20 protein-coding genes are annotated in these 23,766 nt (G+C 37.7%); 5 read left to right on the forward strand and 15 right to left on the reverse strand.

Features of this window, described 5'->3' with window-relative positions:
• Window positions 1–129 precede the first annotated feature (129 nt).
• Complete coding sequence (locus tag LV704_RS11390; RefSeq protein ID WP_163420013.1) at window positions 130–756, reverse strand: hypothetical protein; 627 nt, start codon at window positions 754–756, stop codon at window positions 130–132.
• Between the two features lie 105 nt (window positions 757–861).
• Here LV704_RS11390 and LV704_RS11395 point away from each other — a divergent pair, with 105 nt between their 5' ends.
• Complete coding sequence (locus tag LV704_RS11395; RefSeq protein ID WP_163420011.1) at window positions 862–1,662, forward strand: DNA/RNA non-specific endonuclease; 801 nt, start codon at window positions 862–864, stop codon at window positions 1,660–1,662.
• On the opposite strand, the gene rodA is transcribed toward LV704_RS11395, so the two are convergent.
• The 7 genes from rodA to LV704_RS11430 form a co-directional block, all read right to left on the reverse strand.
• A complete protein-coding gene (gene rodA, locus LV704_RS11400; protein WP_163420010.1) occupies window positions 1,659–2,942 on the reverse strand; it encodes a rod shape-determining protein RodA in 1,284 nt (427 codons plus the stop codon). The two genes, LV704_RS11395 and rodA, sit on opposite strands and share 4 nt — an antisense overlap.
• Window positions 2,932–4,800 (reverse strand): penicillin-binding protein 2, encoded by a 1,869-nt coding sequence (locus tag LV704_RS11405; protein WP_163420008.1) that lies wholly within the window; start codon window positions 4,798–4,800, stop codon window positions 2,932–2,934. Before LV704_RS11405 ends, rodA begins: the two co-directional genes overlap by 11 nt.
• 56 nt (window positions 4,801–4,856) lie before the next feature.
• The gene (locus LV704_RS11410) at window positions 4,857–5,363 is read right to left on the reverse strand and encodes a rod shape-determining protein MreD (protein WP_163420006.1); all 507 of its coding nucleotides are present in this window, start codon (window positions 5,361–5,363) and stop codon (window positions 4,857–4,859) included.
• On the reverse strand, window positions 5,356–6,171 hold the full coding sequence (mreC, locus tag LV704_RS11415) for a rod shape-determining protein MreC (RefSeq protein WP_163420004.1): 816 nt from the start codon (window positions 6,169–6,171) through the stop codon (window positions 5,356–5,358). Before mreC ends, LV704_RS11410 begins: the two co-directional genes overlap by 8 nt.
• A gap of 64 nt (window positions 6,172–6,235) precedes the next feature.
• Window positions 6,236–7,264, reverse strand: a complete 1,029-nt coding sequence (locus tag LV704_RS11420; RefSeq protein ID WP_036380166.1) for a rod shape-determining protein — start codon at window positions 7,262–7,264, stop codon at window positions 6,236–6,238.
• 55 nt (window positions 7,265–7,319) lie between these two features.
• A complete protein-coding gene (gene purH, locus LV704_RS11425; RefSeq protein ID WP_163420002.1) occupies window positions 7,320–8,852 on the reverse strand; it encodes a bifunctional phosphoribosylaminoimidazolecarboxamide formyltransferase/IMP cyclohydrolase in 1,533 nt (510 codons plus the stop codon).
• Window positions 8,853–8,944: 92 nt separating this feature from the next.
• Window positions 8,945–9,397 (reverse strand): GAF domain-containing protein, encoded by a 453-nt coding sequence (locus LV704_RS11430; protein ID WP_163420000.1) that lies wholly within the window; start codon window positions 9,395–9,397, stop codon window positions 8,945–8,947.
• 146 nt (window positions 9,398–9,543) lie between these two features.
• On the opposite strand from LV704_RS11430, the gene LV704_RS11435 reads away from it, so the two are divergent.
• From LV704_RS11435 to LV704_RS11450, 4 genes are all read left to right on the forward strand, one after another.
• A complete protein-coding gene (locus tag LV704_RS11435; RefSeq protein WP_233782027.1) occupies window positions 9,544–9,954 on the forward strand; it encodes a hypothetical protein in 411 nt (136 codons plus the stop codon).
• Between the two features lie 84 nt (window positions 9,955–10,038).
• Window positions 10,039–12,273, forward strand: a complete 2,235-nt coding sequence (locus LV704_RS11440) for a TonB-dependent receptor (protein ID WP_163419998.1) — start codon at window positions 10,039–10,041, stop codon at window positions 12,271–12,273.
• A 20-nt stretch (window positions 12,274–12,293) separates the two neighbouring features.
• Window positions 12,294–12,650, forward strand: a complete 357-nt coding sequence (locus LV704_RS11445) for a heavy-metal-associated domain-containing protein (RefSeq protein WP_163419996.1) — start codon at window positions 12,294–12,296, stop codon at window positions 12,648–12,650.
• Window positions 12,651–13,358 carry a heavy metal-associated domain-containing protein gene (locus LV704_RS11450; protein ID WP_163419994.1) on the forward strand — a complete coding sequence of 236 codons (708 nt, stop codon included), beginning with the start codon at window positions 12,651–12,653 and terminating at the stop codon, window positions 13,356–13,358. It abuts the gene before it with no gap.
• Between the two features lie 63 nt (window positions 13,359–13,421).
• On the opposite strand, the gene LV704_RS11455 is transcribed toward LV704_RS11450, so the two are convergent.
• From LV704_RS11455 to secG, 7 genes are all read right to left on the reverse strand, one after another.
• The gene (locus LV704_RS11455) at window positions 13,422–14,915 is read right to left on the reverse strand and encodes an alpha-L-fucosidase (RefSeq protein WP_163419992.1); all 1,494 of its coding nucleotides are present in this window, start codon (window positions 14,913–14,915) and stop codon (window positions 13,422–13,424) included.
• Between the two features lie 40 nt (window positions 14,916–14,955).
• Window positions 14,956–17,595 carry a glycoside hydrolase family 3 protein gene (locus LV704_RS11460; RefSeq protein ID WP_163419990.1) on the reverse strand — a complete coding sequence of 880 codons (2,640 nt, stop codon included), beginning with the start codon at window positions 17,593–17,595 and terminating at the stop codon, window positions 14,956–14,958.
• A 62-nt stretch (window positions 17,596–17,657) separates the two neighbouring features.
• Window positions 17,658–19,889, reverse strand: a complete 2,232-nt coding sequence (locus tag LV704_RS11465) for a DUF4838 domain-containing protein (RefSeq protein ID WP_163419988.1) — start codon at window positions 19,887–19,889, stop codon at window positions 17,658–17,660.
• 33 nt (window positions 19,890–19,922) lie between these two features.
• Complete coding sequence (locus tag LV704_RS11470; RefSeq protein ID WP_163419986.1) at window positions 19,923–21,113, reverse strand: glycoside hydrolase family 18 protein; 1,191 nt, start codon at window positions 21,111–21,113, stop codon at window positions 19,923–19,925.
• A 202-nt stretch (window positions 21,114–21,315) separates the two neighbouring features.
• The gene (groL, locus tag LV704_RS11475) at window positions 21,316–22,950 is read right to left on the reverse strand and encodes a chaperonin GroEL (protein ID WP_163419984.1); all 1,635 of its coding nucleotides are present in this window, start codon (window positions 22,948–22,950) and stop codon (window positions 21,316–21,318) included.
• Between the two features lie 16 nt (window positions 22,951–22,966).
• On the reverse strand, window positions 22,967–23,245 hold the full coding sequence (gene groES / locus LV704_RS11480) for a co-chaperone GroES (RefSeq protein ID WP_055396737.1): 279 nt from the start codon (window positions 23,243–23,245) through the stop codon (window positions 22,967–22,969).
• A 146-nt stretch (window positions 23,246–23,391) separates the two neighbouring features.
• Window positions 23,392–23,760 carry a preprotein translocase subunit SecG gene (gene secG, locus LV704_RS11485; protein ID WP_163419982.1) on the reverse strand — a complete coding sequence of 123 codons (369 nt, stop codon included), beginning with the start codon at window positions 23,758–23,760 and terminating at the stop codon, window positions 23,392–23,394.
• Between the last annotated feature and the right edge of the window lie 6 nt (window positions 23,761–23,766).

A 23,766-nucleotide genomic window follows, 5' to 3' on the forward strand; every position in this document is an offset into this window, starting at 1 on the left:
AGCGGCTAGTGGGTAATTGGAATTGAAAGCCCTTACTGTTTTTTAATATGGACCAAAGGTAATTGAATACAAGGGTTTCTTGTTCAGAAATCTATGAGCAATTGTTTATGAGCAGTGTTGTAAAATATTTTATTTGTCAATTCGGTATTTCTTATATTTAATAATTAATCCTTCGGCTGCTCTTATCATCATGGGTTCCGCTGAAGTAGTCCAATTGAGGGCACCATCTTTCTTGAAATCTGAATGCCTTTCGGTGTCTATTCCATTTGCGTTTGAAGAAGATATTATTACGCCATTTTTCAAATCATATATTTTGATTGAGACAGAGGATCTGTTGCTGGTATTATAATTAGAGGCTTGATTGTTGGTGTAAAGGTTGCTTGCACTATTTGATACAATTTGTCCTTTAAGGTTGATTAAAAAATCACAATTAGAATTTTCGTACAACTTTTTTAGTTCTGACTGAGAAGGTTCAAACTTTATTTCTGGTTCTATCAATGCAATATTTCTCAATGAACCTAGGGTGATTAAAGAATCTCCGAGTATTTTTTTAAATTCCTCGTAGGTTTCCTCATAAAGCCTTTTATGGTTTCTGAGTTTTGAATTAGAACGAACGTCATTAAGAATCCATTTGCCATTGCCAAAGTCCAAATTCTTTCCAGTATCGAATTCATAGGTATATTTCCCGCCAACACAAGAAAAACTAAGGATAACAATTGAAATATAGAGTAGATTCTTAAAGTTTCGAGTTCCCATTTCAAAATGTTGTATAATAAATGTAAATAGTTTAATAACCAATATAAGAATATATAGACAATGATTATATATTTCACTAAACTTGAAAAAGAAAGCTGCAGCTAAATGAAAAACAAAACCATTTATACGCTTCTCTTTATTGTTTGTGTGGTGGGTTTTTGGGTATTTGAGAATTTTTATACCCCAGATACGTATTCCAATCCAAACAGTAAGGCTGATTCAGCATTAAAGGATTCAAGATTACTGCCAGGCTCAACGACTGGAGCGATTGTGCAACATGAACATTTTATGCTTTCTTACAATGAGCCTTATGAGCAGGCGGAATGGGTGGCATATGAACTTAAAAAAAGTCATTTAACACAAGATGATAGAAGAAGACCCTACTTTATTGAAGACCCAAAAGTAAAAACCAAATCTGCGGATTGGAGGAATTATAAAGGCTCTGGTTATGACAGGGGTCATCTTTGCCCAGCGGGAGATAGGCGATTTTCAGAATATGCGTACAATGAGACTTTTTACACGAGCAATATAAGTCCCCAGGACAGGGAATTCAACGCCGGAGTGTGGAACCGACTGGAACAACAAGTACGCTATTGGTGTAAAAAAAATGGAAACCTTGTTGTGATTACTGGAGGTGTTTTAGAAAATGGATTGGAAGAAATTGGGGAAGAAGATGTGGATGTTCCAGATGCATTCTATAAAGTGGTTTTCAAGAAAAATGGAGATTCTGTGGACGTTCTTGCTTTTTTAATGCCAAATAAAGAAAGTAAGGCGAAGTTGGACAGTTTTTTGGTTCCCATTGATGAATTGGAAAGAATAACATCCATCGATTTTTTTGAAAAGCAGTCCAAAGCTTGGCAAGAAAAGGTGGAAGGAAAAGTAAATGTTTCTGGTTGGCAGTTTTAAATACCATCTTTTAGACGATTGGAGTCTAGCTTTAAAAAAATAAAAAGTAGCATCGTAAAGAATATCAATCCAGAACCTCCATAACTAAAAAATGGCAGTGGAACTCCAATGGTAGGGAGCAACCCAATCACCATTCCAATATTGATAAAATAATGGATTAACAATATGGAAATAACTCCATAACCGAACATTCGGCTAAAATCATTTTTCTGTCTTTCCGCAATAAAAATCAACCGTAAAAAGAAAAAGGAAAAAAGCAGAATTACGGTAACCGTTCCCATAAAGCCCCATTCTTCCCCCACAGAACTAAAAATATAATCCGTATGTTGTTCTGGAACAAAGTCTCCTTTGGTCCGCGTACCTTCCAAAAACCCTTTTCCAAAGAATCCACCAGATTCTATTGCCTTTTCAGATTGATACGTATTATAACCAATAGTTTTTCTAATTTCTTCTAATTTCTTCTCGTCTTTTTCCAAGCTAAGCCATAGAGCAAAACGATCACGGTGTCGTTGTTCAAAAACATTTTCATAAACAAAGCCAACAGACAATGAAAATAGAACAGAAGCTACAATGCCCCCTACTAGTGGCAAAATGGGAATCTTTGTGGACTTTCTTTTAAAAATAAAGATTAAGATGGTCAGTGTTACCAGCCCAATGGCCACCCAAACCGTTCCAAACATTAATGTAGCGGCAAACAAAATGACAATGGTCAACAAAATCCCAAAATAGTACAATGGAAACCCTTCTCTAAAAAGCACAAAAAAGAGAGAGAAATAGATGAGGGAGCTTCCAGGATCTGGTTGAGGTAAAATAAGAAGTGCCGGTAATAAAATGATTAGCAATGCGTATAATTGATGCTTTCTATTCTTTATATCTGTCTGAATATCACTTAGATATTTGGCCAATGCCAGCGCAGTGGCAACCTTTGCCAGCTCCGAAGGTTGCAGGTTAAAGAACCCCAAATCATACCAAGATGTAGCTCCCGCAATGGTTTTCCCAAAGACAAAAAGTCCTAGTAGCAAGACCATTGATATAATGTAGAAAATGGATGAGAAACGTTCAAAAAAATTGGTTTCGATAAAAAGGACGAGAACAACTCCTGCAAGGGCCAATCCTATGAAGAATAGTTGTTTTCCATAAAGCGTGGAAAAATCAAAAATTGAAGCGTTGGGGTCACTTAGTGTTGTGGAATAAATATTGATCCAACCAATAAGAACCAAACACGCATAAAGAAAAACCGTAAGCCAATCTATTCTACCAAAAAGCCCTTTACCAGACATATTCATTTATCTTGAAAGGTTCTCCACTATATGGCTTTGCATATTCGTGTTCCAATGTCTTTTCTAGCATGCGTTTTTCTAAATCTTTTCTGGTGATTTCACCTTTTATGTATTTCTCAATGAGCAGGGAAGCAATGTGGCCGGCGTATCTAGAACCATAATATCCGTTTTCAATATACACAGCTAAAGCTATTTTTGGGTTTTCAACAGGAGCGAAAGCTACAAAAACAGAATGATCCGTAAGTTGCATACGTTCTCCATTAACTCTCACAAAATTTTCAACAGTACCTGTTTTTCCAGCTATTTCAATTCCTGGTATTTGTACCCATCTTCCAGTTCCATATTTATAAACATTGGCCATACCTTTAATTACTGGCTCAAAATGTTCCTTGTCTATTGTAGTTTGATGTGGCTCTGTATACTTGGGGTCTATGGCTACAGTGTTTCCTATATTTTTAATGATGTGTGGGGTATAAAAATATCCTCTATTTGCAATTGCAGCGGTCATGTTGGCCAATTGTAAAGGGGTTGCGGCAACTTCACCTTGACCAATAGCATTGGAGATAATTGTTGAAGAGGCCCAGCTTCCATTACCATACCATTTATCATAAAAAGCTTTACCAGGAATTCTGCCCGGTGCTCCCGTAGGAATATCGGTGCCTAAGTAACTCCCAAGTCCAAAACTTTTCATATGTTTTTCCCAAACATCCATACCTTCATCCGTGGTTGGATATTTTTCATAAATTTTTCTGAAAGTACCCGCAAAATAGGCGTTGCAGGATTGATAGATACCTGAATTCATATCACGCACACCGCCTCCACAGTGACATCCTTTCTTTTGGCTGCCTACATAAAAACCGTTGTAGCATCTAAATTTTGTGCTTGGATCAATAACACCTTCTTGCAGGGCAACTAAGGCATTCATCGTTTTAAAAGGAGAGCCGGGGGAAGGTTGGGCTAGTATAGAACGATCCCAAGTGGGTTTGGAAATAGTATCATAATGTAGCTTACTGTAGTTTTTAGAACGTTCTCTTCCGACCAATAAGGCAGGATCATATGTGGGACCTGATATCATGGCCAAAATTTCACCAGATTTAGGGTCAAGGGCCACAATTCCTCCTCTTTTTCCATGCATTAACCTTTCTCCATATTCCTGTAGCTTTTTGTCCAAGGTGATATGGATTTCTTTCCCTTGTTCAGGTAGCGTATCCAACTTACCGTTTTTGTAAGGCCCTATATCTCTATTAAAACGGTCTTTCTGGATAAACTTGACCCCTTTTCTTCCTCTAAGGATTTCTTCGTACTGTTTTTCAATACCTGTGCGCCCTTTTAATTCTCCGGCTACGTAATAAGGGTTGTTTTGCAAATCTCCTTCATTTACCTCACTTATATACCCCAATACATTTGCTGCGCTGTTTGTAGTGTAATAACGCAAAGATCTCTTTTGAATATAAAAACCAACGTAGTGCCTCATCTTTTCTTGAAGTCTTGCATAATCTTCTTTTGAAAGTTGGGGTACAAGAACAGATGGGAGTCTCGGTGAGTATATTCTGGCCCTCCTCATCTTCTCAATAAAAGCTGGTTTGTCAATACCAAGGAGATTACAGAATTCCAAAGTGTCTAATGGTTTAACTTCACGAGGTATGAACATAACGTCATAAGCTGGTTGGTTTCCCACCATAAGTTCACCGTTTCTATCGTATACGTAACCCCTTTCCGGGTAATCATAAATTGCTTTAATTGCCGGGTCTTCCAAAGTTTGATCAGGAGAAAAACTAAAAAGTTGTAAATAGGAAAGCCTGCCTATAAAGGTGAATCCTATCACGACAATAATGGAAGATAACAGCAGTTTTTTCATAGACGATAAAATTAGACAAGCGTAGTCTTATGTATTTCAACGAAATAGTAGTCTTTTTATTCGCTTTGCGGGCTAAAAAGTGAACTAAACAACGTACATAGAATCAAAGTTACAACACCAGTGGCAAAAACCTTTTTCAAAATTAAAAGGAAGTGTGATATACTTAAAATTTCCAATGAAAAGAAAACCACTTGATGTATTAATACTAAAAGGCCCAAAAACGTGATGCGCTGTACTTTGGTGGTATTCTTAAAGCTAAAGTTTTGAAATTCATAATTTACTCCAAAACAAAAACGCATTATCACTGGCCTTATGTAGGCTACGGTCAATGAGGCAATGGCGTGTAATGCCAAGGAATCCGAAAAAATATCAATCATAAACCCTAGGAAAAATGCAGCTAGCATAAAAACAGCCCTATTTCCTTTAATGGGAAACCAGTAAAGAAAAATAACATAGACCAAAGGGTTTATAAAGCCAAGGAAGTTTAAGGTGTTAAAAATTAATACTTGGGTAAGGACAAGTAATATAAATCGAAAACCGTTTAAGATCAAGCTGCTATTCATCCGTCGTTTTTGCCTCCAATTCTTTAATCTCTTCCTTGTTCATATTCTTTATGAGATAGACATTTTTAATATTGGCCATATCGTTGAATAACTCAACATCAATATTATAAAAGCTTCTGGAAGCATTTAGGTCATATTTTTTGATAACACCAATAGGAATGTTTTCAGGGAAAATACTGGACATTGCCCCTGTAACAATAGTATCACCAACAACCAAAGGAACCAGTCTAGGGATATCAATGAGCTGTACAACCCTATAATCTTGCACGTCCCAAATTAGTGAACCAAAGTAATTAGTGTTCTTTATCTTGGCGTTAATATTGGATTTTGTATTGAGTACGCTCTGTACTGTAGCAAATTTTGAAGAAGTATTTTCAACAATGCCCAAAATTCCTTTAGTGGTAATTACACCCATATCCTGCGCTATACCATGTATTTCTCCTTTGTCTATGGTGACGTAGTTCCTTGGAGAGGAAAAACTATTTTTTATTAGATTGGCAGTAATTACTTCATAGTTTTTGAAAATACTGTCTTTCTCTTGAACGGATTCTTCAGAAGGATTAAAAAGTAATTTTCGCAGTTGTTCATTTTCTTCAACAAGCCTATTGTTTTCTTCTCGTAATCCAAAGTAAGATGAAATATTAGCAGATGTGCCATACACATTGCCCATTACCCATTTTGAAGAATTGAAAAACTTGGATTGATGATATGAATGGGTTCTAATGGTTAGTGTAAGGGAAATAACCATAAGAAAGCCATAGAGAAATGCATTTCTGTAACTTAGAATAAAATTGATGATGCGCTGCATGCAATCGTATCATTAGGAAAGTTAATAAACTTTCAAATGGCCATTAAACGGTATAAAAACCGAACTACTTTATTAATATACTTTTATATCGCTCTAAATTTTTGAGGGCTATACCCGTACCTCTTACAACAGCCCTTAATGGGTCTTCAGCAATATAAACAGGTAAATCAGTTTTTTGCGAAAGTCTTCTGTCCAAGCCTCTTAACATAGATCCTCCACCAGCTAAGTAAATACCGGTATTGTATATATCCGCAGCCAATTCAGGAGGCGTTTGTGATAAGGTTTCCATTACGGCATCTTCTACCCTTAAAATACTTTTGTCAAGTGCTTTAGCAATTTCTCTGTATGAAACTTGAACTTGCTTTGGTTTTCCGGTTAATAAGTCTCTTCCTTGGATTGACTTGTCGTCTGGCGGAGATTTTAAATCTTCTGTTGCGGAACCAATTTCAATTTTTATAGCTTCTGCTGTGCTTTCTCCAACATACAAATTGTGTTGGGTTCTCATGTAATAGATAATATCATTGGTGAAAACATCACCTGCAATCTTAACGGATTTATCACAAACAATTCCTCCAAGTGCAATCACCGCAATTTCTGTGGTACCACCACCTATATCCACAATCATGTTTCCTTTGGGCTGCATAATATCCAATCCAATACCAATAGCTGCTGCCATAGGTTCATGGATTAAATAAACTTCCTTGCCATTTACCCTTTCAGCTGACTCTCTTACGGCCCGCATTTCCACTTCGGTAATACCGGAAGGAATACAGATGACCATTCTAAGGGCAGGCGGGAACCATTTTTTCTTTAAAGCCGGAATATTTTTGATGAACATGTTGATCATCTTTTCCGAAGCGTCAAAGTCGGCAATTACGCCATCTTTTAGAGGTCGTATGGTCTTAATGTTCTCATGGGTTTTCCCCTGCATCATATTGGCTTCCCTACCAACTGCTATAATTTTTCCAGAGACTCGGTCTCGGGCAACAATGGACGGGCTGTCAACTACTACTTTGTCTAAATGAATTATCAGGGTGTTTGCAGTACCAAGGTCGATGGCGATTTCCTCGGTCATGAAATCAAAAAATCCCATAAAAAGTGTCGGTTTTTTGGATTAAAAGTAAATTTTATCGGCTAAAGTACTAAAATTAATGCTTAAAATGTCTAGTGCCAGTCATTACCATAGCCAGCCCATTTTCATTGCAATAATCTATGCTCAGTTGGTCTTTTATGGAACCTCCTGGTTGTATCACACTTTTTACACCCGCTTTATCCGCAATTTCTACGCAATCTGGAAAAGGAAAAAAGGCATCACTGGCCATTACAGCACCATCCAATTCAAAATTAAAAGACCTGGCTTTGTTTATAGCTTGGTTTAAAGCATCTACTCTGGAAGTCTGCCCTGTGCCACTGGCACAAAGCTGCTTGTTTTTTGCCAGGACAATGGTGTTACTTTTAGTATGCTTACATAGTTTGGAGGCAAATATTAAATCTTCTATTTCTTCAGAAGAAGGTTTTTTATCTGTTACAGGGGTCAAGCCATCAGATGTATCGGTCTTAAAATCCTTGTCTTGAACCAAAACTCCGTTAAGACAGGTTCTTACCAAAGTATCAGGCAGATCCACTTCATTTTGAATAAGTATGATTCTATTCTTTTTGCCTTTAAGGATCTCCAAAGCATCAGCAGAGTAACTAGGGGCTATTACTACTTCACAGAATAATTTATGAATCTCTTCCGCTGTTGATGCATCAATTTCAACATTGGAAATAAGAATGCCCCCAAAGGCAGAAACTGGGTCACCAGCAAGGGCATCAACATACGCCTGGCTTATAGTATCTCTTGTTGCCAGACCACAAGCATTGTTATGTTTTAAAATGGCGAAAGTGGGCGCATCATTTTTAAACTCTCCCATTAAATTTACCGCAGCATCAACATCCAAAAGATTATTATAGGATAGTTCTTTTCCGTGAAGTTTGGTAAACATAGCTTCAAAATCTCCAAAGAAAAAACCTTTTTGGTGTGGGTTTTCACCATAACGAAGCACTCTCCCTTTTTGTTCGCTTATCTTCAATACGGCCTCATCATGATTTTGATTGAAGTAGTTAAAGATAGCGGTATCATAGTGAGAGGAGACATTGAATGCTTTAGAAGCAAAGCGTTTGCGGTCTTCAAGTGTGGTTATACCATCACTTTCAGAAATAACATTAAGGAAATCTCCATAATCTTCCATTGATGAAACACACAACACATCTTTAAAGTTTTTGGCGGCAGCACGTATCAATGATATGCCACCAATATCTATTTTTTCAATGATATCTTGTTCAGAAGCACCACTGGCAACAGTTTTTTCAAAAGGGTACAGATCTACGATGACAATATCTAGTTGAGGTATTTCAAATTCCTCCATTTGGGCAACATCACTATCATTGTCCTGTCTATTTAAGATTCCCCCAAAAACCTTGGGATGTAATGTTTTTACACGACCTCCCAAAATAGAAGGGTAGCTGGTTACATCTTCGACCGGGACTACGTTTATTCCCAAATCTCGAATGAATTTTTCTGTTCCCCCTGTGGAATACAAGGTTACTCCAAGTTCGTCTAGTTTTTTAACAATAGGTTCCAGTCCGTCTTTGTGGAAAACCGAAATAAGTGCAGCCGAGGCTTTTTTGGCAGTGTTCATTTTGTGTCTTAAAAATCAATTTCTTAAGCACACAAAAGTAAATTTTTTGTTACTAAAAAGTTAGAAGGGTTATCAACAAAATGGCACTAGTTTTAAAGAATTTCAGCCACTTTTTCATTTACAAATTCCAAAAAGCGTTCATCTTCTTCCGTGAACGGATCAGGAGTATTGGAATCTATATCGATTTGGCCTATATTTTTGCCATCTTTAAATAATGGGACAACGATTTCAGACTTGACGGTAATACTGCAAGCAATGTAATTGTCTTGAGCTGCAACATCCGGTACAACAAAATTCTCATTGCTTACGGCTACTTGGCCACAAATACCTTTTCCAAACGGAATAATTGTGTGGTCTGTAGGTGCACCTACATATGGGCCAAGCTTCAATTCGTCCTTATCGCCATTTTTAAAATAGAACCCTACCCAATTGTAATACGTTATGGAGTCTTTTAGCAATTGACAAACTTCGGTTAAACGGGTTTCTATGCTTTTTTCTTTTTCCGCTAGGATGGAAGTTACTTTGGGTTTTAGGGACAATAACATGAAATTATTTTTTTACAAATTTATTTTAATTGAAAGTTTTTTGTCTTCTTAAAAGACTAAAAATTACACAATAAGGTAACCTAAAGTTTAGTTAATGAAAAGGGGTTAAAATCCTTTAAAGTGAAATAAATCGTAATTTTGCTCTTGTGAAAACAGTTTTTCATCATACCGTTTCAGTGTTACTTGCCATCATGGTATTGCTTTCCACCCTTTCATGGACCGTGGACAAGCATTTTTGCATGGGGAGGGTTATGGACATTTCACTGTTTGTTGCTGCAGAGGAATGTGGTATGGAGGCCGCAATGTCCTTAATGAAAGACAAAGTGGCGGAAAACCATTGTTGCGACGATGAGTCCTTTACTTTTTTTGGTCAGGATGACCTTAAATTTTCGTTGGATGATTTGGAGCTAGAGCATCAACAGTTTCTAGTTGCTTTTACATGTTCTTATCTTGATAGATTTGTTCCGGTTGATAAGCTTCCGGTTCCTAACGAAAAATACCCGCCACCTCTTTTGGTCAAAGACATAACTGTTTTGGACCAGGTCTTTTTGATTTGATGTTTTTGAATTTTTGGAATGAAGTCCCAAATGGACTGAAATCGACACATCGTACTGTGTCAAGTCAAAATTCAATACATATCAATGAAACAAATAATATTATTACTTTTTTGCCTTCCAATGATGGTGGGCGCCCAAAAGAAAATTCAGGGTATGGTCATGGAGGCCAATACCGAAAATAAACATATAGGACTTGGTGGTGCCAACGTCTATTGGTTAAATTCTCAAACAGGTACCATTACTAAAAATGATGGGACTTTCAGTATACCTTATCTGGAAGAATACAATAAACTGATCATAAGTTTTGTAGGTTTTAGAACAGATACCTTGATTATAGATGAACCAAAAATGGTGCATCATTGGTTACAACCTTCCAATCAGTTGGATGAGGTGGTAGTGCGTAAAGAGAGAGATGCCGTACAAAAGACATTTTTTGCCACGCAAAACGTAATTACGGTCAATAGTGCTGAACTTTTGAAGGCGGCATGCTGTAATCTATCTGAAAGTTTTGAAACTAATCCGGCAATAGATGTCAATTTCAATGATGCGCTTACTGGAACAAAACAAATTCAGATGTTGGGGCTTACCAGTCCTTATTTATTAATTACCCAAGAGAACATTCCAATGGTAAGAGGCGCCTCCCAAACATATGGGCTCACTTTTACCCCTGGTACTTGGGTAGAAAGCATTCAAATTACCAAAGGAGGCGGGAGTGTGGTGAATGGATACGAGAGCATTTCAGGTCAAATCAATACCGAGTTACAAAAACCGATGACAGATAACCCGGTATTTGTTAATGGGTATGGAAATTTAAATGGGCGTTTGGAATTGAATACCCATTTAAATACCAAATTGTCTGATAAATGGAGCACTGGATTATTTATCCATGGCAATAGAAGGGATATTGAAGTGGATAATAATGACGATGGATTTTTGGATACGCCTCTGGCCAATCAAATTAATATCATGAACCGATGGCAGTATCAAAACCCAGAGAAAGGATGGGTGACCTTCTTTAACCTTAGATTCCTTAATGATGAAAAACAAGTAGGGGAGACTAATTTCAATCCGGATACAGATCGTTTCACTACGAATGCCTGGGGTAGCGAAATTGATACACAAAGATTTGATGGCTCAGTAAAATTAGGATATGTTTTCCCGGAATTACCATTTCAAAGCTTCGGTTTTCAAGCTTCCTATAGCAGTCATCAACAGGATTCTTATTATGGCTTCAATGTGTACGATATAGACCACGAAAGTATCTATTCAAACTTTTTGTTCAATTCAATTATAGGGAATACAAAGAACAAATTTAAAACTGGATTGACCTTTGCATATGATGGCTATGATGAACTGGTAAATAATCAGGATTTTGAAAGAGTGGACAGGTCTGTTGGTGCTTTTTTTGAATACAGTTATACCAGTTTGGAGAAGGTGAGCTTAACAGCTGGTCTAAGATTGGATTCTCATAACCGATTGGGAACTTTTTTTACACCAAGATTCCATATTCGATATACTCCTTGGGAAAAAGCCAGTATAAGAGGGTCTTTTGGCATAGGAAGAAGGGCTGCGAATATTTTTGCTGAGAACCAAAGGTTGTTTGCTTCGGCAAGAACTATTCAACTTAATGGCAATGGTGGTGATATTTATGGTTTTGATGCAGAAAAGGCGATGAATTTTGGCATAAGCTTTTTACAGGGGTTTACATGGTTGGAAAGGCCAGGGAACTTTTCTGTGGACTTTTACAGGACCGATTTTGACAATCAAATTGTAGTTGATTGGGAAAACCCGGGAGAAGTCAGTTTTTCAAACTTGGAAGGAAAGAGTTTCGCGAATAGTTTACAGGTAGAATTGAACCATGAAATACTTCCCAATTTAGAAGTTAGGACCGCCTATAAGTTTTATGATGTAAAAACAGATTTTCAGACAGGGCTCTTGCAAAAACCCTTACAGGCTCGCCACAGGTATTTTGCCAATGTTGGTTACAATACAACAGAAACAGAGAATGGCGGTCAATGGCGATTTGATTATACACTTCACGCTTTGGGTGAGCAACGCTTGCCAAATACTTCTGCAAATCCTGTAGGTTTTCAACTTGGTGATTTTGCGGAAGGTTACAGCTTAATGAATGCCCAAATTACTAAAGTGTTTTCAAAAAAGTTTGAAGTATATGTAGGAGGTGAGAATTTGACTAATTTTAGACAAAACAACCCAGTTTTGGGAGCAGAAGACCCATTTGGTACAAATTTTGACACAACAATTATATACGCTCCCATTTTTGGAAGAATGCTCTATGCGGGCTTTAGATTTAAATCGTAACACCTAAAAAATAGATAAAAATGAGAAACATAGTATTGACCATAACGTGCATATTGATTTCGGCAATTGGTTTTGCGCAGGACAAAAATAAAAAGGTCGCTTTTGAGGTAGATGGCAAATGTGAAATGTGCAAAATGCGGATAGAAAAAGCGGCCTTGAATGTTACGGGGGTCAAATATGCCACATGGGATATTCCCTCGCACCAGTTGTCTTTAGTGGTAGATGAAAGAAAGACAGATCCTATGAAGATTAAAACGGCTTTGGTTGCAGCTGGGCATGATACCAAAGAACTTAAGGCAACAGAAGAAGCCTATGATAAGATTCATCCTTGTTGCAAATACAGGGAAGATAATTCAGACGACAGTGATAAGCATTAAATGGAACAAACGTATTCAATCATTGGAATGACCTGCGAAGGTTGTGTTGCTTCAGTGTCAAATAAGCTTTCTAAAACAAAGGGAGTTAAAGGAGTTAAGGTAAGCTTAGAAGATGCGCAGGCAAGAATTGTGTCCAGACACCACCTTTCTACCAGTGCATTGCAGGCCGCTTTGGGAGGTAAATATGCTATTGAGGAAGAACATTCAGTTATTTCGATGGTAACGGTAGAGGAAAAGTCGAAATGGGTGCAATTAAAGCCTTTGTTCTTGATTTTTGCTTATTTGTTTGGAGGCTCCATTCTTTTGCATTTTAAAAACTGGGATACTGGTGAGGCAATGTTGGATTTTATGGGCTTGTTCTATGTAGTCTTCAGCTTTTTTAAATTCTTGGATTTGAAAGGTTTTCCAGAAAGTTTTGCAATGTACGATCCTTTGGCAAAACTAATTCCAGCCTATGGTTGGCTATATCCTTTTATAGAGTTGGGATTGGGATTACTTTTCTTAATGCGATTGAAGATAACCTTTGCACTAATTGTGACCATCGTTATTCTGGGAATTACAACTATTGGTGTTACCAAAACCTTGTTGGACAAAAAAAGTATTAGATGCGCGTGTTTGGGCACGGCTCTAAAACTGCCAATGACAGAAGCAACGTTTATCGAAAATGCCATTATGTTGGTTATGGCTGGTTTGATGCTTGCGGGCTAAATAAAAATGGAATTAACCCTTTTTCATGTTCTTTGTTTTAAGTCTTGAAAAAGGGTTTCTTGTTTATTTCAATTTTATCACAAAAGCATTTGTACCCAATAGTTTTGGTTTTAGATTGTTGGGTATTTTTATGGTTAATCCATCCTTGGAAGATGTGCATTTTAATTTTGTATTAAAACCAAGAATTCTTGCTCTAACATTTTTTTGAGGAACGTATCCTGAAAACTTTATCTCAGAAGGCAGGTCGTTCTGACCCTTTTCTGTGAGGTAGATAAGATAAATGGAACCATCGGGTTTAGACGTAATACAGATATTATCAAACTTATAAGGTGCCATAGATCTAGTGCCATAAATTGCTTCGTTGTTTATGTTCATCCAATCTGCCATTTCTTGGAGTAATTGATAAGCACCATCGTCCCATTCTCCTTCTGGACTTGGGGCAATGTTTAATAACAAATTACCTCCTTTGGCCACAATATCCACAAGAGTATGCACAGCTTCGCGACCAGACATATACTTTGCATTAAAAGAATATGACCAGGAACCACCAGCAATAATACATGACTCCCATGGGTAGGGCAATGGTTTTTCAGGAACTCTATTTTCCGGAGTTAAATAGTTTTGGTTAATACCGTGAACTGCGCGGTCTACAACAATTAACCCCGGTTGTTTGATTCTGGCCTTTTTGACCAATGCATCCATTTTAATGTCTTGGTTGATGATTCTATGTTTTAGATAACCATTTTCGTTGTCTTTCAATTGCTGATCGTACCAGCTGGTTATTGAAGATTTGGGGGTTTTAGCGACCCAACCGCCATCCAGCCAAAGAATATCCACTTTACCATAGTCTGTAAGTAATTCTAAAATTTGATTATGGGTGAAATCAACAAATTCCTGCCATTTTTTTGGATTGGCCTCAGGTTCATAATTTACATTACGGTCTCTAGGAGGGTAATAAGGGTCCCAATAAGATGGCTCGTGCCAGTCCGGTTTTGAAAAATATGCCCCTGCCCAAAAACCTTCCGCTCTAAAAGAATCAAAAATCTCCTTTGTTATATTCGCTTTGGGATGTGTTGAAAATGGAGTTTCCGAATCTGTTATTTTGTAGTCCGTATATTTTGAATCGAACATAGAAAAACCATCATGATGTTTGGTTGTAAAAACCACATATTTCATTCCTGCATTCTTTGCTGCGTTTGCCCATTTATCTGGATTGAATTTAGTTGGATTAAATGTTTTCTTTAGATCCTCATATTCCTGCTTATAAGTATAATAATCCATGGGGTTAGATCCCTTCGTGCGTTCACACCATCCATATTCTTCAGGACAGAGTGACCATGATTCCACAATTCCCCATTGGCTGTAGGTTCCCCAGTGCATTAATAACCCAAATTTTAAATCTTGCCATTGCTCCAGCTTCTTCAGTACCAAGGGGTCTGTTTCGGGAACGTAGCGCTCATCTTCATAAATAGCCTGGGCATTTAAAACACCAATGTTTATAATTAATAAGAATAGGCACCATTCTAATTGTTTTTTTATTGATTGATTTACTCTCATTACTGTTTTATTAAAATTAGATATTGATAATTGAGTTGGTTTATTCTATTACACTGAATTGAGAAGATATAGATGCTTCGGAGTTTCCACCTACCATAACCTCAAATACACCCGGTTCTACCGTTCTTTTCATCTCACGGTTCCATATGGCTAGTTCATCTTTGGTAAGTTCAAATTTCAGCTTTTTCTTTTGTCCTTTTTTGAGCATGACCCGTTTGAACCCTTTTAATGTTTTGTTGGGAGTGGTAACACTTCCATGTAAATCATTTAAATATAATTGTACCACTTCTTCACCATCTTGCTTTCCAATGTTTTCAACTTCTACAGTAACTATAATTCTTTCACCTGGTCTAATTGTTTCCGAGGATACTTCAATACTATTGTAAGCAAAGTGTGTATAGCTAAGACCAAATCCGAATGGATAAAGAGGATCTTGACTTTCACTCACGTACCTGTGTATTGCAGAGGGCTTTTGATTGTAATAAATGGGTAGCTGTCCAGTTGATTTTGGAAAGGTAATTGGAATTCTTCCTGCAGGATTATAGTCGCCGAACAGAACATCTGCTACAGCTCTACCTCCAAGTTCACCTGGAAACCATGCCTCAATGATTCCATCTACATTATCATTGATCCAATTAATAGACAGAGGTCTTCCGTTTACTAGCACACATACCACGGGAGTTCCTGTGTTCACAATAGATTTCACCAGTTTTCTTTGGGCTCCATATAAATCCAAACTGGCTACATCTCTGTTTTCTTCAACCAATTGACTGGATTCGCCAACTACAACAATGGCTATATCAGAGCTCTTGGCCAATTCGATGGCTGGCGCAAGGTCAATTTTTTTTAAATTCCACCTTAGATGAGCTCTGGCTCCCCAGCCTCCTTCCCACATTTCGATCCGTATTTTGTACTTTTTTGCAGCATTTAAAACAACGGGATATGTAACTATGTTGGTTGACCCCTTTGACCAGTTGTCAATAACAAGTTGGTCATCTATCCACATTCGTATTCCGTCATCAGAGCTTAAGCCTAACCATCCATCAAAATTTTGATTCGTTTTTAGATATCCCGTCCATCGAATTGAAAAATTGTCATCATTTATGCCAGGTCCAGGGAACCAAGGCCAATCAAACTCTAATTCTTCATCAATTCTTTTAAGTACTGCTTTTCCTTCAAGATTTCTATTGTTGAAATACTCTCCAATAAGCCCATTTTGCTTTTCATCTGGGGTAAAAAGATTTTGTTTTTGTATTATCTGACCTTTATTGATAAGGGGTACACCTTCTTCATATGCAATGGTGGCTTTATTGCCAACTACCTGTTTTATGCCCTCCAAAACTGTTAATGCTTTTTTGTTTCGAACTGAATATCCACCCAAACGACTTGCATCTGCATTAGGGCCAATAACGGCAATACGTCCATTTTTTTTCAATGGGAGTATATCGGAATTGTTTTTTAATAGACAAATTGATTTTCTTCCAGCTTCAAGAGCTATTTCTTGATGTTCTTGTGTGTGTGTACTCTTGGCGATAATTCCTTTTTCGATATATGGATTTTCAAAAAGGCCCAAAACAAATTTCAACCGCAAGACCCCTTTTACCGCTCGGTCGATAGCTTTTATGCTCAATTTATCCTCATTTATCAATTCAATAAGGCTTTTTTGCCAAAACTGATTTTCGAAGTCATAAAACTGCATATCAACTCCGGCATCAACAGCTTGTCTTATGGCTTCTTTTGGAGAATCAGATACAAAATGTACGGTTTGTCCATATTTTATGGCCCCCAAATCAGAAATCACAATTCCTTTAAAACCCCATTCTTTTCGAAGCACGTCGGTCAATAGCCAATTGTTAACCACACAGGGGATGCCGTCCAGTTCGGAATATGCACACATTGCACCAAGTGCACCTCCTTTTGTGTAGGCCTTTTCAAAAACCGGCAAAAAGTCTTCACGAGCGGTTCGTTCTCCCACAATGACAGGTGAGGAGTTACCGCCGGCTTGAGGGTAGCTGTGTACTGCAAAATGCTTAGGTTCAGAGATTACACTATTGGATGCTGCCAAAGTATCCCCTTGCATTCCTTTTATCATGGCAAGCCCTAGTTCACTTGCTAAATACGTGTCTTCTCCAAAAGTTTCGGCAACTCTTCCCCAACGGGGTTCACGTCCAATACCAAGTACGGGACCTAAAGCAAAGTGCACACCATGACCCCGAGCTTCTGTACCAATGGTTTTCCCCACCCTTTGCATTAAATCTGTATCCCAGGTTGCTCCCAACCCTATGTTCATGGGGAAAGCTGTACTTCCATCATCAACATATCCATGCAATGCTTCGGCCATAATTAGTGCAGGGATGCCCCATCTATTATTTTTTATAATATACTTTTGAAGGTCGTTAATCATTTTTTCAGACTTAGGATATAGATCATGGATAGCACCTACTCCTAAATCTTTGATAGTATTGGCTGCCTTTTGTTTGTCGAATTTTTGGTTCGTTTTAAAAAAATCACCTTTATACATGTCCATTTGGCGAACCTTTTCTTCCAAGGACATTCTTGAAAGTAAATCGGATACTCGCTCTTCAATTGTTAAAGTAGAATTTTGATAAGGGTAAGACTGTGCGGCTATAGCAGTTTGAAATAGCAAAACAATTCCAATCATAATTTGAATTCTGGACATAACAACTTTTTTTCTTCCTGTTTTCACAATCTTTCTTTTTTTGATTTACTAGTGCGTTCAAATTAATTTATGATGATTTCATCTGCAAAAACCCAGGATGGAAGCCCAGCGGCATGATGCCAATAGGGTGTCTCAGTATTTTTTGCATGTACTTTTAGATATCTAACCTCTCTGGGCTCAAAGGCCAAATCAAAACGTTTGATATCATTTACCTTGCTTGTTTTTTGCAAGGGAACAGGATTCTTTATGTTGCCCAATGATGTAAAATTTCTATTATCAATAGATGCAGAATAGCTTACTGAAGAAGGAAGAAAGACCACATGATTGGTTACCTGCAAAAAAGCTAGTGATATAGTGCTTATGTTTTGAGATTCTCCCAAATCAATAATCACTTCCATATCATTGCCTTCGTACCCGAGCCAATTTGCATAGAAACTACTGCCGCCCAATGCGCCATCTGTTAATATTAAAGGATCTTCATTGGCATATTTCTTGGGCTTTGTCAACGTAACAACTTTTTTGCCTTTAGCCTTATTTGGTTTTTGTGCGATTTTTAGGGCCGACATATAATTAGAAGCATATTCGTTCACAGTAAAACCCATTTCGTTCATCAAGGTGATATTGTTTTTTCTGGCAGTATTTATAAAGTTATCCAGTAGGGAAGCAACCATGGGGTTGATTGTTTTTTTGGATTCTTGATTATTTACCAATAAACTATATTCTGTAGTTATGTTTTTTCTGCAAGCTTCTAAAATTGCATAATCAATGCCCAGGCGCGCCATTTTAACTCTTTCCATTACTTCGGGTCTGTGAGCCACCGCTTTTTCTGCTTCATCAAACAATTGTGCATATTCGCTAAGCAATTCTGGGTTTAAATAAGATGAAAATGCTTCTGATGGATCACCGTACAAGAAGAGGAGAAAATCATTGTCCTCTTGAATTTTAGTATGTATTAAATCAATATATTTCTTTACAAATGGACCGGCTTCCTGATAATATCCTGTGGTGAATTCTTTCAATAGTTCATCCATATCCAAATCAGGGTTCCAGAGCAATCTAGCAGTTACATATGAGCGCAGTTCAAAAAGTTCACTAGGATTATGGCTATGTTGCTCAAAAACCCACTTGGCATTATTGCCCCTAAACAATTGAATATTGGGTTGTAAAGTATGGATATTAGGGAATGGGGAAAGGAAATTGGTAAACTGTGTGGTATAGTCCCAAATACGAATGTTATTGGTCAGTTTTCCCCAACCAATAAGATCGCTTGCAAAATCTGTGCACTTTTCTGAGATAGGGGCACTGCGGTCGCATTCTATGGAGCATAGGGTAATCAATACATTTGGTTCCGGATGTGTTTTTGGAGGTTTGCGAGTGTACTGATAAGCCAAGGTAGAAATGGTCTTATCTGGAAAAGATTTGGCGACTTGATTTACAAAATGAATCATTGTCCCGGAAGGACTTCCTTCTTTTTCATCGATTATACTGCAGTTATTGCATTGACAGTGCTGTTGGTTATCATCTTGACTCACTGAAATTACTGAAGCTGTTGGATTTCTTTTAAAAAGCGAAGCAACAGAGTCCTTGACTATTTGAAGTACTTTTTCATTGGTAAGACAGAGTTGGGTAGGCAGTCTTTTTTCGCCTCTTAAGGCATAGTATTCTGGATGCGATTCGTAGAATTCCTCTTCGGGCACAAATCTATGAAAGGTATGTACTTTGGCTTCAGGCACATATTTTGGGAAGGCTTCATAGGTAACCTTCTGTTGATCCGCAAATTCATGGTTTTCATAAAATAGTTTAGAATGTACGGTTCTGGTGGTGATTTCTGGAATATAGCTGTAATCAATAGGTTTGAGAGAGACAGTCTTGGATAGCGGGACTTCTTCAACTCCGGGAGCATACCATTTACATCCTAAATAATTACCCAAAAATTCAAAAACTGCATTTTTTAAGGCTTTATCAGAACCACCTGAAATAAATATATTTTCGTTTTCTGTTTTGATTCTTAGTTCGTGTGGTTGTAAATCCTCTTCTTTGATATTTCCAATGTAAATCTTTTTCTTGCCAATGGTCTGTGAACTTTCATCAACAATCTCCAATTTAGCGTTACCTATCTGGTTGAGGTATTGCTGCAGGGTTTCAGCCGAACTATATTGACTTTGTGTAGCACTATCTATGAAGACGATTTCATATGCTGAGCTTCCATTTTTGATTAAAGTGAGCTCATCTGTGGAACATGAATTGAAAAGTAGCGTGAAGCTCAATAAAACTACAAAGATGTTATTTTGCATTGGTAAACTGATAAGCGGTTTATTTACTGGTTGTTATTTTATGGAAGCATCATACATCGCTTTCAGAAGGCTGCTTTTTTCTTTGGTATCGTTCCCAAGTTGCCAGAACATTATACCTCCCAATTTCTTTTTTAATGCATACTCTGTTTTTAGTCTAACAGAGACCGTATCATCATAACTTATAAAAATGCTATCCTTTTCGCTATAGAGGTAGGGTGCTTTTGCAATGGAATCCCAATATCTTTTGTAGTTTGTATCGACCTCAAATTCTTTCCTGATTTGACTATAGCCGCTCCATCCAATATGGGCGCCCGTATTTGATTGATAAAGTCCATTGTTCACAGGCGGGACTCCTTTCCATGCTCTGCCATAAAATGCCGAACCTATAACAAGCTGTTCCGGTTTGACTCCATTTTCAATACAAAAATTGATAATTTTTTGAGCTGATCTTGGTCCATAATCACCGTTACCGCCTTTCTGTGATTTCCTATAATTCTCAATAAATTCAGCTGCAGGAGTATCTTTAATGTCTTCTTCTTTTATGTATCCCAATGGGGTATGATGCCCTGTAAAAGGTGAGCTTCCACCTACCTGATCATATGTCATCACATTCATAAAATCAGCATATTTCATGACTTCCGTAATCTCAATGTTGTTGTAATAGCGTTTCCATCCTGCGGATGCAAACGTTAGTATCTGTTCTCTTTCTAAGGTATTTAGAGCTTCGCGCAATTCTTTCATCAACAAGGTGAAGTTCTGCTTGTCTTCCGGCCTTGCCCCTGTATTTGCCGCTGGTATAGCGGGATACTCCCAATCAACATCAAGTCCATCAAGCTGATATTCTTTATTGAAATTTACTACACTTTCCACGAATTTCTTTCGATTCTCTGCGGTATGGGCCATATCTGAAAAGCCATCCGCCCCCCATCCGCCGCAGGCTATCATTACCTTTAAATGCGGGTGTTTTTCGCGATGGGCAACCAGTTCATGAAGTTTTTTGCCATTTTCTGCATGCCTAAACTTCATCTCACCATCAATAACATTGGTGAAAGAAAATATGATATGTGTTAATTGCTCTAAGGGAAGTTGATCCGGGCTATAGTTTTTTTCCGGAACATAATATCCCATTACCACAATTGAATCTTCTTTTTGTTTTTTGCTATTTACAAAAGAAACAACAAGGAATACAACAAGGAAGGCGGTGAGGAGTTTAATGTATTTCATGAGAAAGGTGTTTTGTATTCAAAAATTAATCAATTAACTCCCTTTGCTCTAAACTATTAGTCAGAAAACATTTGAGAAAGTATAGACGACTGATTTAGAGCTAAAAAATCTATTGAGATGTGCTACTTCCAATTACTTCAATAAAAAAACCGCTCCAAATTTGGAGCGGTTTTTTTAAAAAATATTTGAGTCCCTAAAGGGATTACATCATGCCAGGCATTCCACCGCCGCCGCCCATTGGAGGCATAGCTGGAGCATCTTCTTTAATATCTGTCAATGCACATTCCGTAGTCAATATCATTCCAGCAACAGAAGCTGCATTTTCCAAAGCAACACGAGTTACTTTAGTAGGATCTATGATACCTGCTTTCATCATTTCAACATACTTGTCAGATTTGGCATCAAAACCAAAATCCCCTTTACCTTCCATAACTTTAGCAACAACAACAGAACCTTCACCACCTGCGTTTTCAACAATGGTGCGCAATGGAGACTCAATAGCTCTAGCAACAATTTGAAGTCCGGTTTCTTCATCAGCATTTATTGCATCTACTTTAGAAAGAACAGATTTTGCTCTTACCAATGCAACACCACCACCTGCTACAATACCTTCTTCAACTGCAGCTCTTGTCGCATGCAATGCGTCATCTACACGGTCTTTCTTTTCCTTCATTTCTACTTCAGAGGCAGCACCAACATATAGTACGGCAACACCACCGGCCAATTTTGCTAAACGCTCTTGCAGTTTTTCCTTGTCGTAATCTGAGGTAGTAGTCTCAATCTGAGCCTTGATTTGGTTTACACGAGTTTTGATGTTTTTAGCAACACCACCACCATTGACAATTGTAGTATTGTCTTTGTCAATAGTTACTCTTTCTGTAGTACCCAACATATCAATGGTTGCAGTTTCTAAAGAGAAACCTCTTTCTTCAGAAATAACAGTTCCGTTAGTTAGAATAGCAATGTCCTCTAGCATAGCTTTTCTTCTGTCACCAAAACCTGGAGCTTTTACTGCTGCAATTTTTAGAGAACCTCTTAGTTTGTTTACAACTAAAGTCGCCAATGCTTCACCATCAACATCTTCTGCAATAATCAATAAAGGTTTTCCAGATTGTGCCACTGGCTCCAATACAGGAAGCAAATCCTTCATTGAAGAGATTTTCTTATCGAACAAAAGGATGTATGGATTGTCCAAATCGGCAATCATTTTCTCTGAATCGGTAACAAAATATGGAGAAAGGTATCCTCTGTCAAACTGCATTCCTTCCACAACGTCAACGTAAGTATCCGTTCCTTTTGCTTCTTCTACAGTGATAACGCCTTCTTTTCCAACTTTTCCAAAAGCTTGAGCAATCAAATCTCCGATTGTTCCATCGTTGTTTGCGGAAATAGCGGCTACTTGCTTAATTTTTTCTGAGGAATCTCCAACTTTTTTGGATTGCTTTGAAAGGTTTTCAACGATAGACTCTACAGCCTTGTCAATACCTCTTTTCAAATCCATTGGGTTGGCACCTGCAGCAACATTTTTAAGCCCTTCTTTTACAATAGCCTGCGCAAGAACGGTTGCGGTAGTGGTTCCATCACCTGCTAAATCGTTGGTTTTAGAAGCAACTTCTTTTACCATTTGAGCACCCATGTTTTCAAGAGGGTTCTCTAATTCAATTTCTTTTGCAACGGTAACACCATCTTTGGTTACTTGAGGAGCACCAAATGATTTACTGATGATAACGTTTCTTCCTTTAGGACCTAAGGTAACTTTTACCGCGTTGGCCAAGGCGTCTACACCTTTTTTTAAACCATCACGTGCGTCTATATCAAACTTAATATCTTTTGCCATTTTTCTTTAGTTTTAATTAAACAATTGCTAAAATGTCGCTTTCACGCATCATCAAATAATCTGAGCCATCTAATTTTAACTCTGTACCGGCATATTTGCCATAAAGAACAGTGTCTCCTACCTTAACCGTGATTGCTTCATCTTTAGTTCCTGGGCCAACAGCTACTACTTTTCCTTTTTGTGGTTTTTCTTTTGCAGTATCTGGAATTATGATACCAGAAGCCGTTTTTGTTTCAGCTTCAACAGGTTCTATAAGAACTCTGTCTGCCAATGGTTTGATGTTAACTTTAGCCATATTTTTGTTTTTTAGGTATTTGTTTTAAAAATTCTGGAAACTTTTGGACAGAAATTATGCCATTGCAAAAAAACTGACATTTTTAGAAAACAAAAATGCCAGCTTGTCATTGAAGCTGGCATTTTGTATTTATTTTGTCATTAATTTTAATTAATGGTATCCGCTGGATTGCTATTGTCAGTTGCTGGAACCTGTTCCGGAACTTCCTCTGGAACCGTTTCAGGAATTGTAGTCTCAATATCATCTCCTTGTAACAACTTAGAATCTGCTTGGCTGTAGCTTCCTTTAAGGGAAACATTGGAGAGCAGAATCAGTACAATTAACAACGAAGCAAGGGTCCAAGTACTTTTATCTAAAAAGTCCCCTGTTTTCTTTACTCCACCCACAACTTGGTTGCCACTGCCGCCAAAAGAGGAAGATAACCCACCCCCTTTTGGATTTTGAACCATAATGACCAAAACCAACAAAAGGCAAACAACAATAATCAATATTAAAAAAATCGCAAACGTACTCATTGTCTC

The sequence above is a fragment of the Flagellimonas sp. CMM7 genome (assembly GCF_021390195.1).
Lineage (GTDB): Bacteria > Bacteroidota > Bacteroidia > Flavobacteriales > Flavobacteriaceae > Flagellimonas.

What these genes read in the sequence shown, in the direction of transcription:
- LV704_RS11430 (WP_163420000.1), bottom strand. Translation starts at nt 9,397, where the DNA reads ATGTTATTGTCCCTAAAACCCAAAGTAACTTCCATCCTAGCGGAAAAA.
- LV704_RS11445 (WP_163419996.1), top strand. Translation starts at nt 12,294, where the DNA reads ATGAGAAACATAGTATTGACCATAACGTGCATATTGATTTCGGCAATT.
- purH (WP_163420002.1), bottom strand. Translation starts at nt 8,852, where the DNA reads ATGAACACTGCCAAAAAAGCCTCGGCTGCACTTATTTCGGTTTTCCAC.
- LV704_RS11440 (WP_163419998.1), top strand. Translation starts at nt 10,039, where the DNA reads ATGAAACAAATAATATTATTACTTTTTTGCCTTCCAATGATGGTGGGC.
- LV704_RS11460 (WP_163419990.1), bottom strand. Translation starts at nt 17,595, where the DNA reads ATGTCCAGAATTCAAATTATGATTGGAATTGTTTTGCTATTTCAAACT.
- groES (WP_055396737.1), bottom strand. Translation starts at nt 23,245, where the DNA reads ATGGCTAAAGTTAACATCAAACCATTGGCAGACAGAGTTCTTATAGAA.
- LV704_RS11465 (WP_163419988.1), bottom strand. Translation starts at nt 19,889, where the DNA reads ATGCAAAATAACATCTTTGTAGTTTTATTGAGCTTCACGCTACTTTTC.
- secG (WP_163419982.1), bottom strand. Translation starts at nt 23,760, where the DNA reads ATGAGTACGTTTGCGATTTTTTTAATATTGATTATTGTTGTTTGCCTT.
- LV704_RS11470 (WP_163419986.1), bottom strand. Translation starts at nt 21,113, where the DNA reads ATGAAATACATTAAACTCCTCACCGCCTTCCTTGTTGTATTCCTTGTT.
- rodA (WP_163420010.1), bottom strand. Translation starts at nt 2,942, where the DNA reads ATGTCTGGTAAAGGGCTTTTTGGTAGAATAGATTGGCTTACGGTTTTT.
- LV704_RS11455 (WP_163419992.1), bottom strand. Translation starts at nt 14,915, where the DNA reads ATGAGAGTAAATCAATCAATAAAAAAACAATTAGAATGGTGCCTATTC.
- groL (WP_163419984.1), bottom strand. Translation starts at nt 22,950, where the DNA reads ATGGCAAAAGATATTAAGTTTGATATAGACGCACGTGATGGTTTAAAA.
- LV704_RS11420 (WP_036380166.1), bottom strand. Translation starts at nt 7,264, where the DNA reads ATGGGATTTTTTGATTTCATGACCGAGGAAATCGCCATCGACCTTGGT.
- LV704_RS11410 (WP_163420006.1), bottom strand. Translation starts at nt 5,363, where the DNA reads ATGAATAGCAGCTTGATCTTAAACGGTTTTCGATTTATATTACTTGTC.
- LV704_RS11405 (WP_163420008.1), bottom strand. Translation starts at nt 4,800, where the DNA reads ATGAAAAAACTGCTGTTATCTTCCATTATTGTCGTGATAGGATTCACC.
- LV704_RS11395 (WP_163420011.1), top strand. Translation starts at nt 862, where the DNA reads ATGAAAAACAAAACCATTTATACGCTTCTCTTTATTGTTTGTGTGGTG.
- LV704_RS11390 (WP_163420013.1), bottom strand. Translation starts at nt 756, where the DNA reads ATGGGAACTCGAAACTTTAAGAATCTACTCTATATTTCAATTGTTATC.
- mreC (WP_163420004.1), bottom strand. Translation starts at nt 6,171, where the DNA reads ATGCAGCGCATCATCAATTTTATTCTAAGTTACAGAAATGCATTTCTC.
- LV704_RS11450 (WP_163419994.1), top strand. Translation starts at nt 12,651, where the DNA reads ATGGAACAAACGTATTCAATCATTGGAATGACCTGCGAAGGTTGTGTT.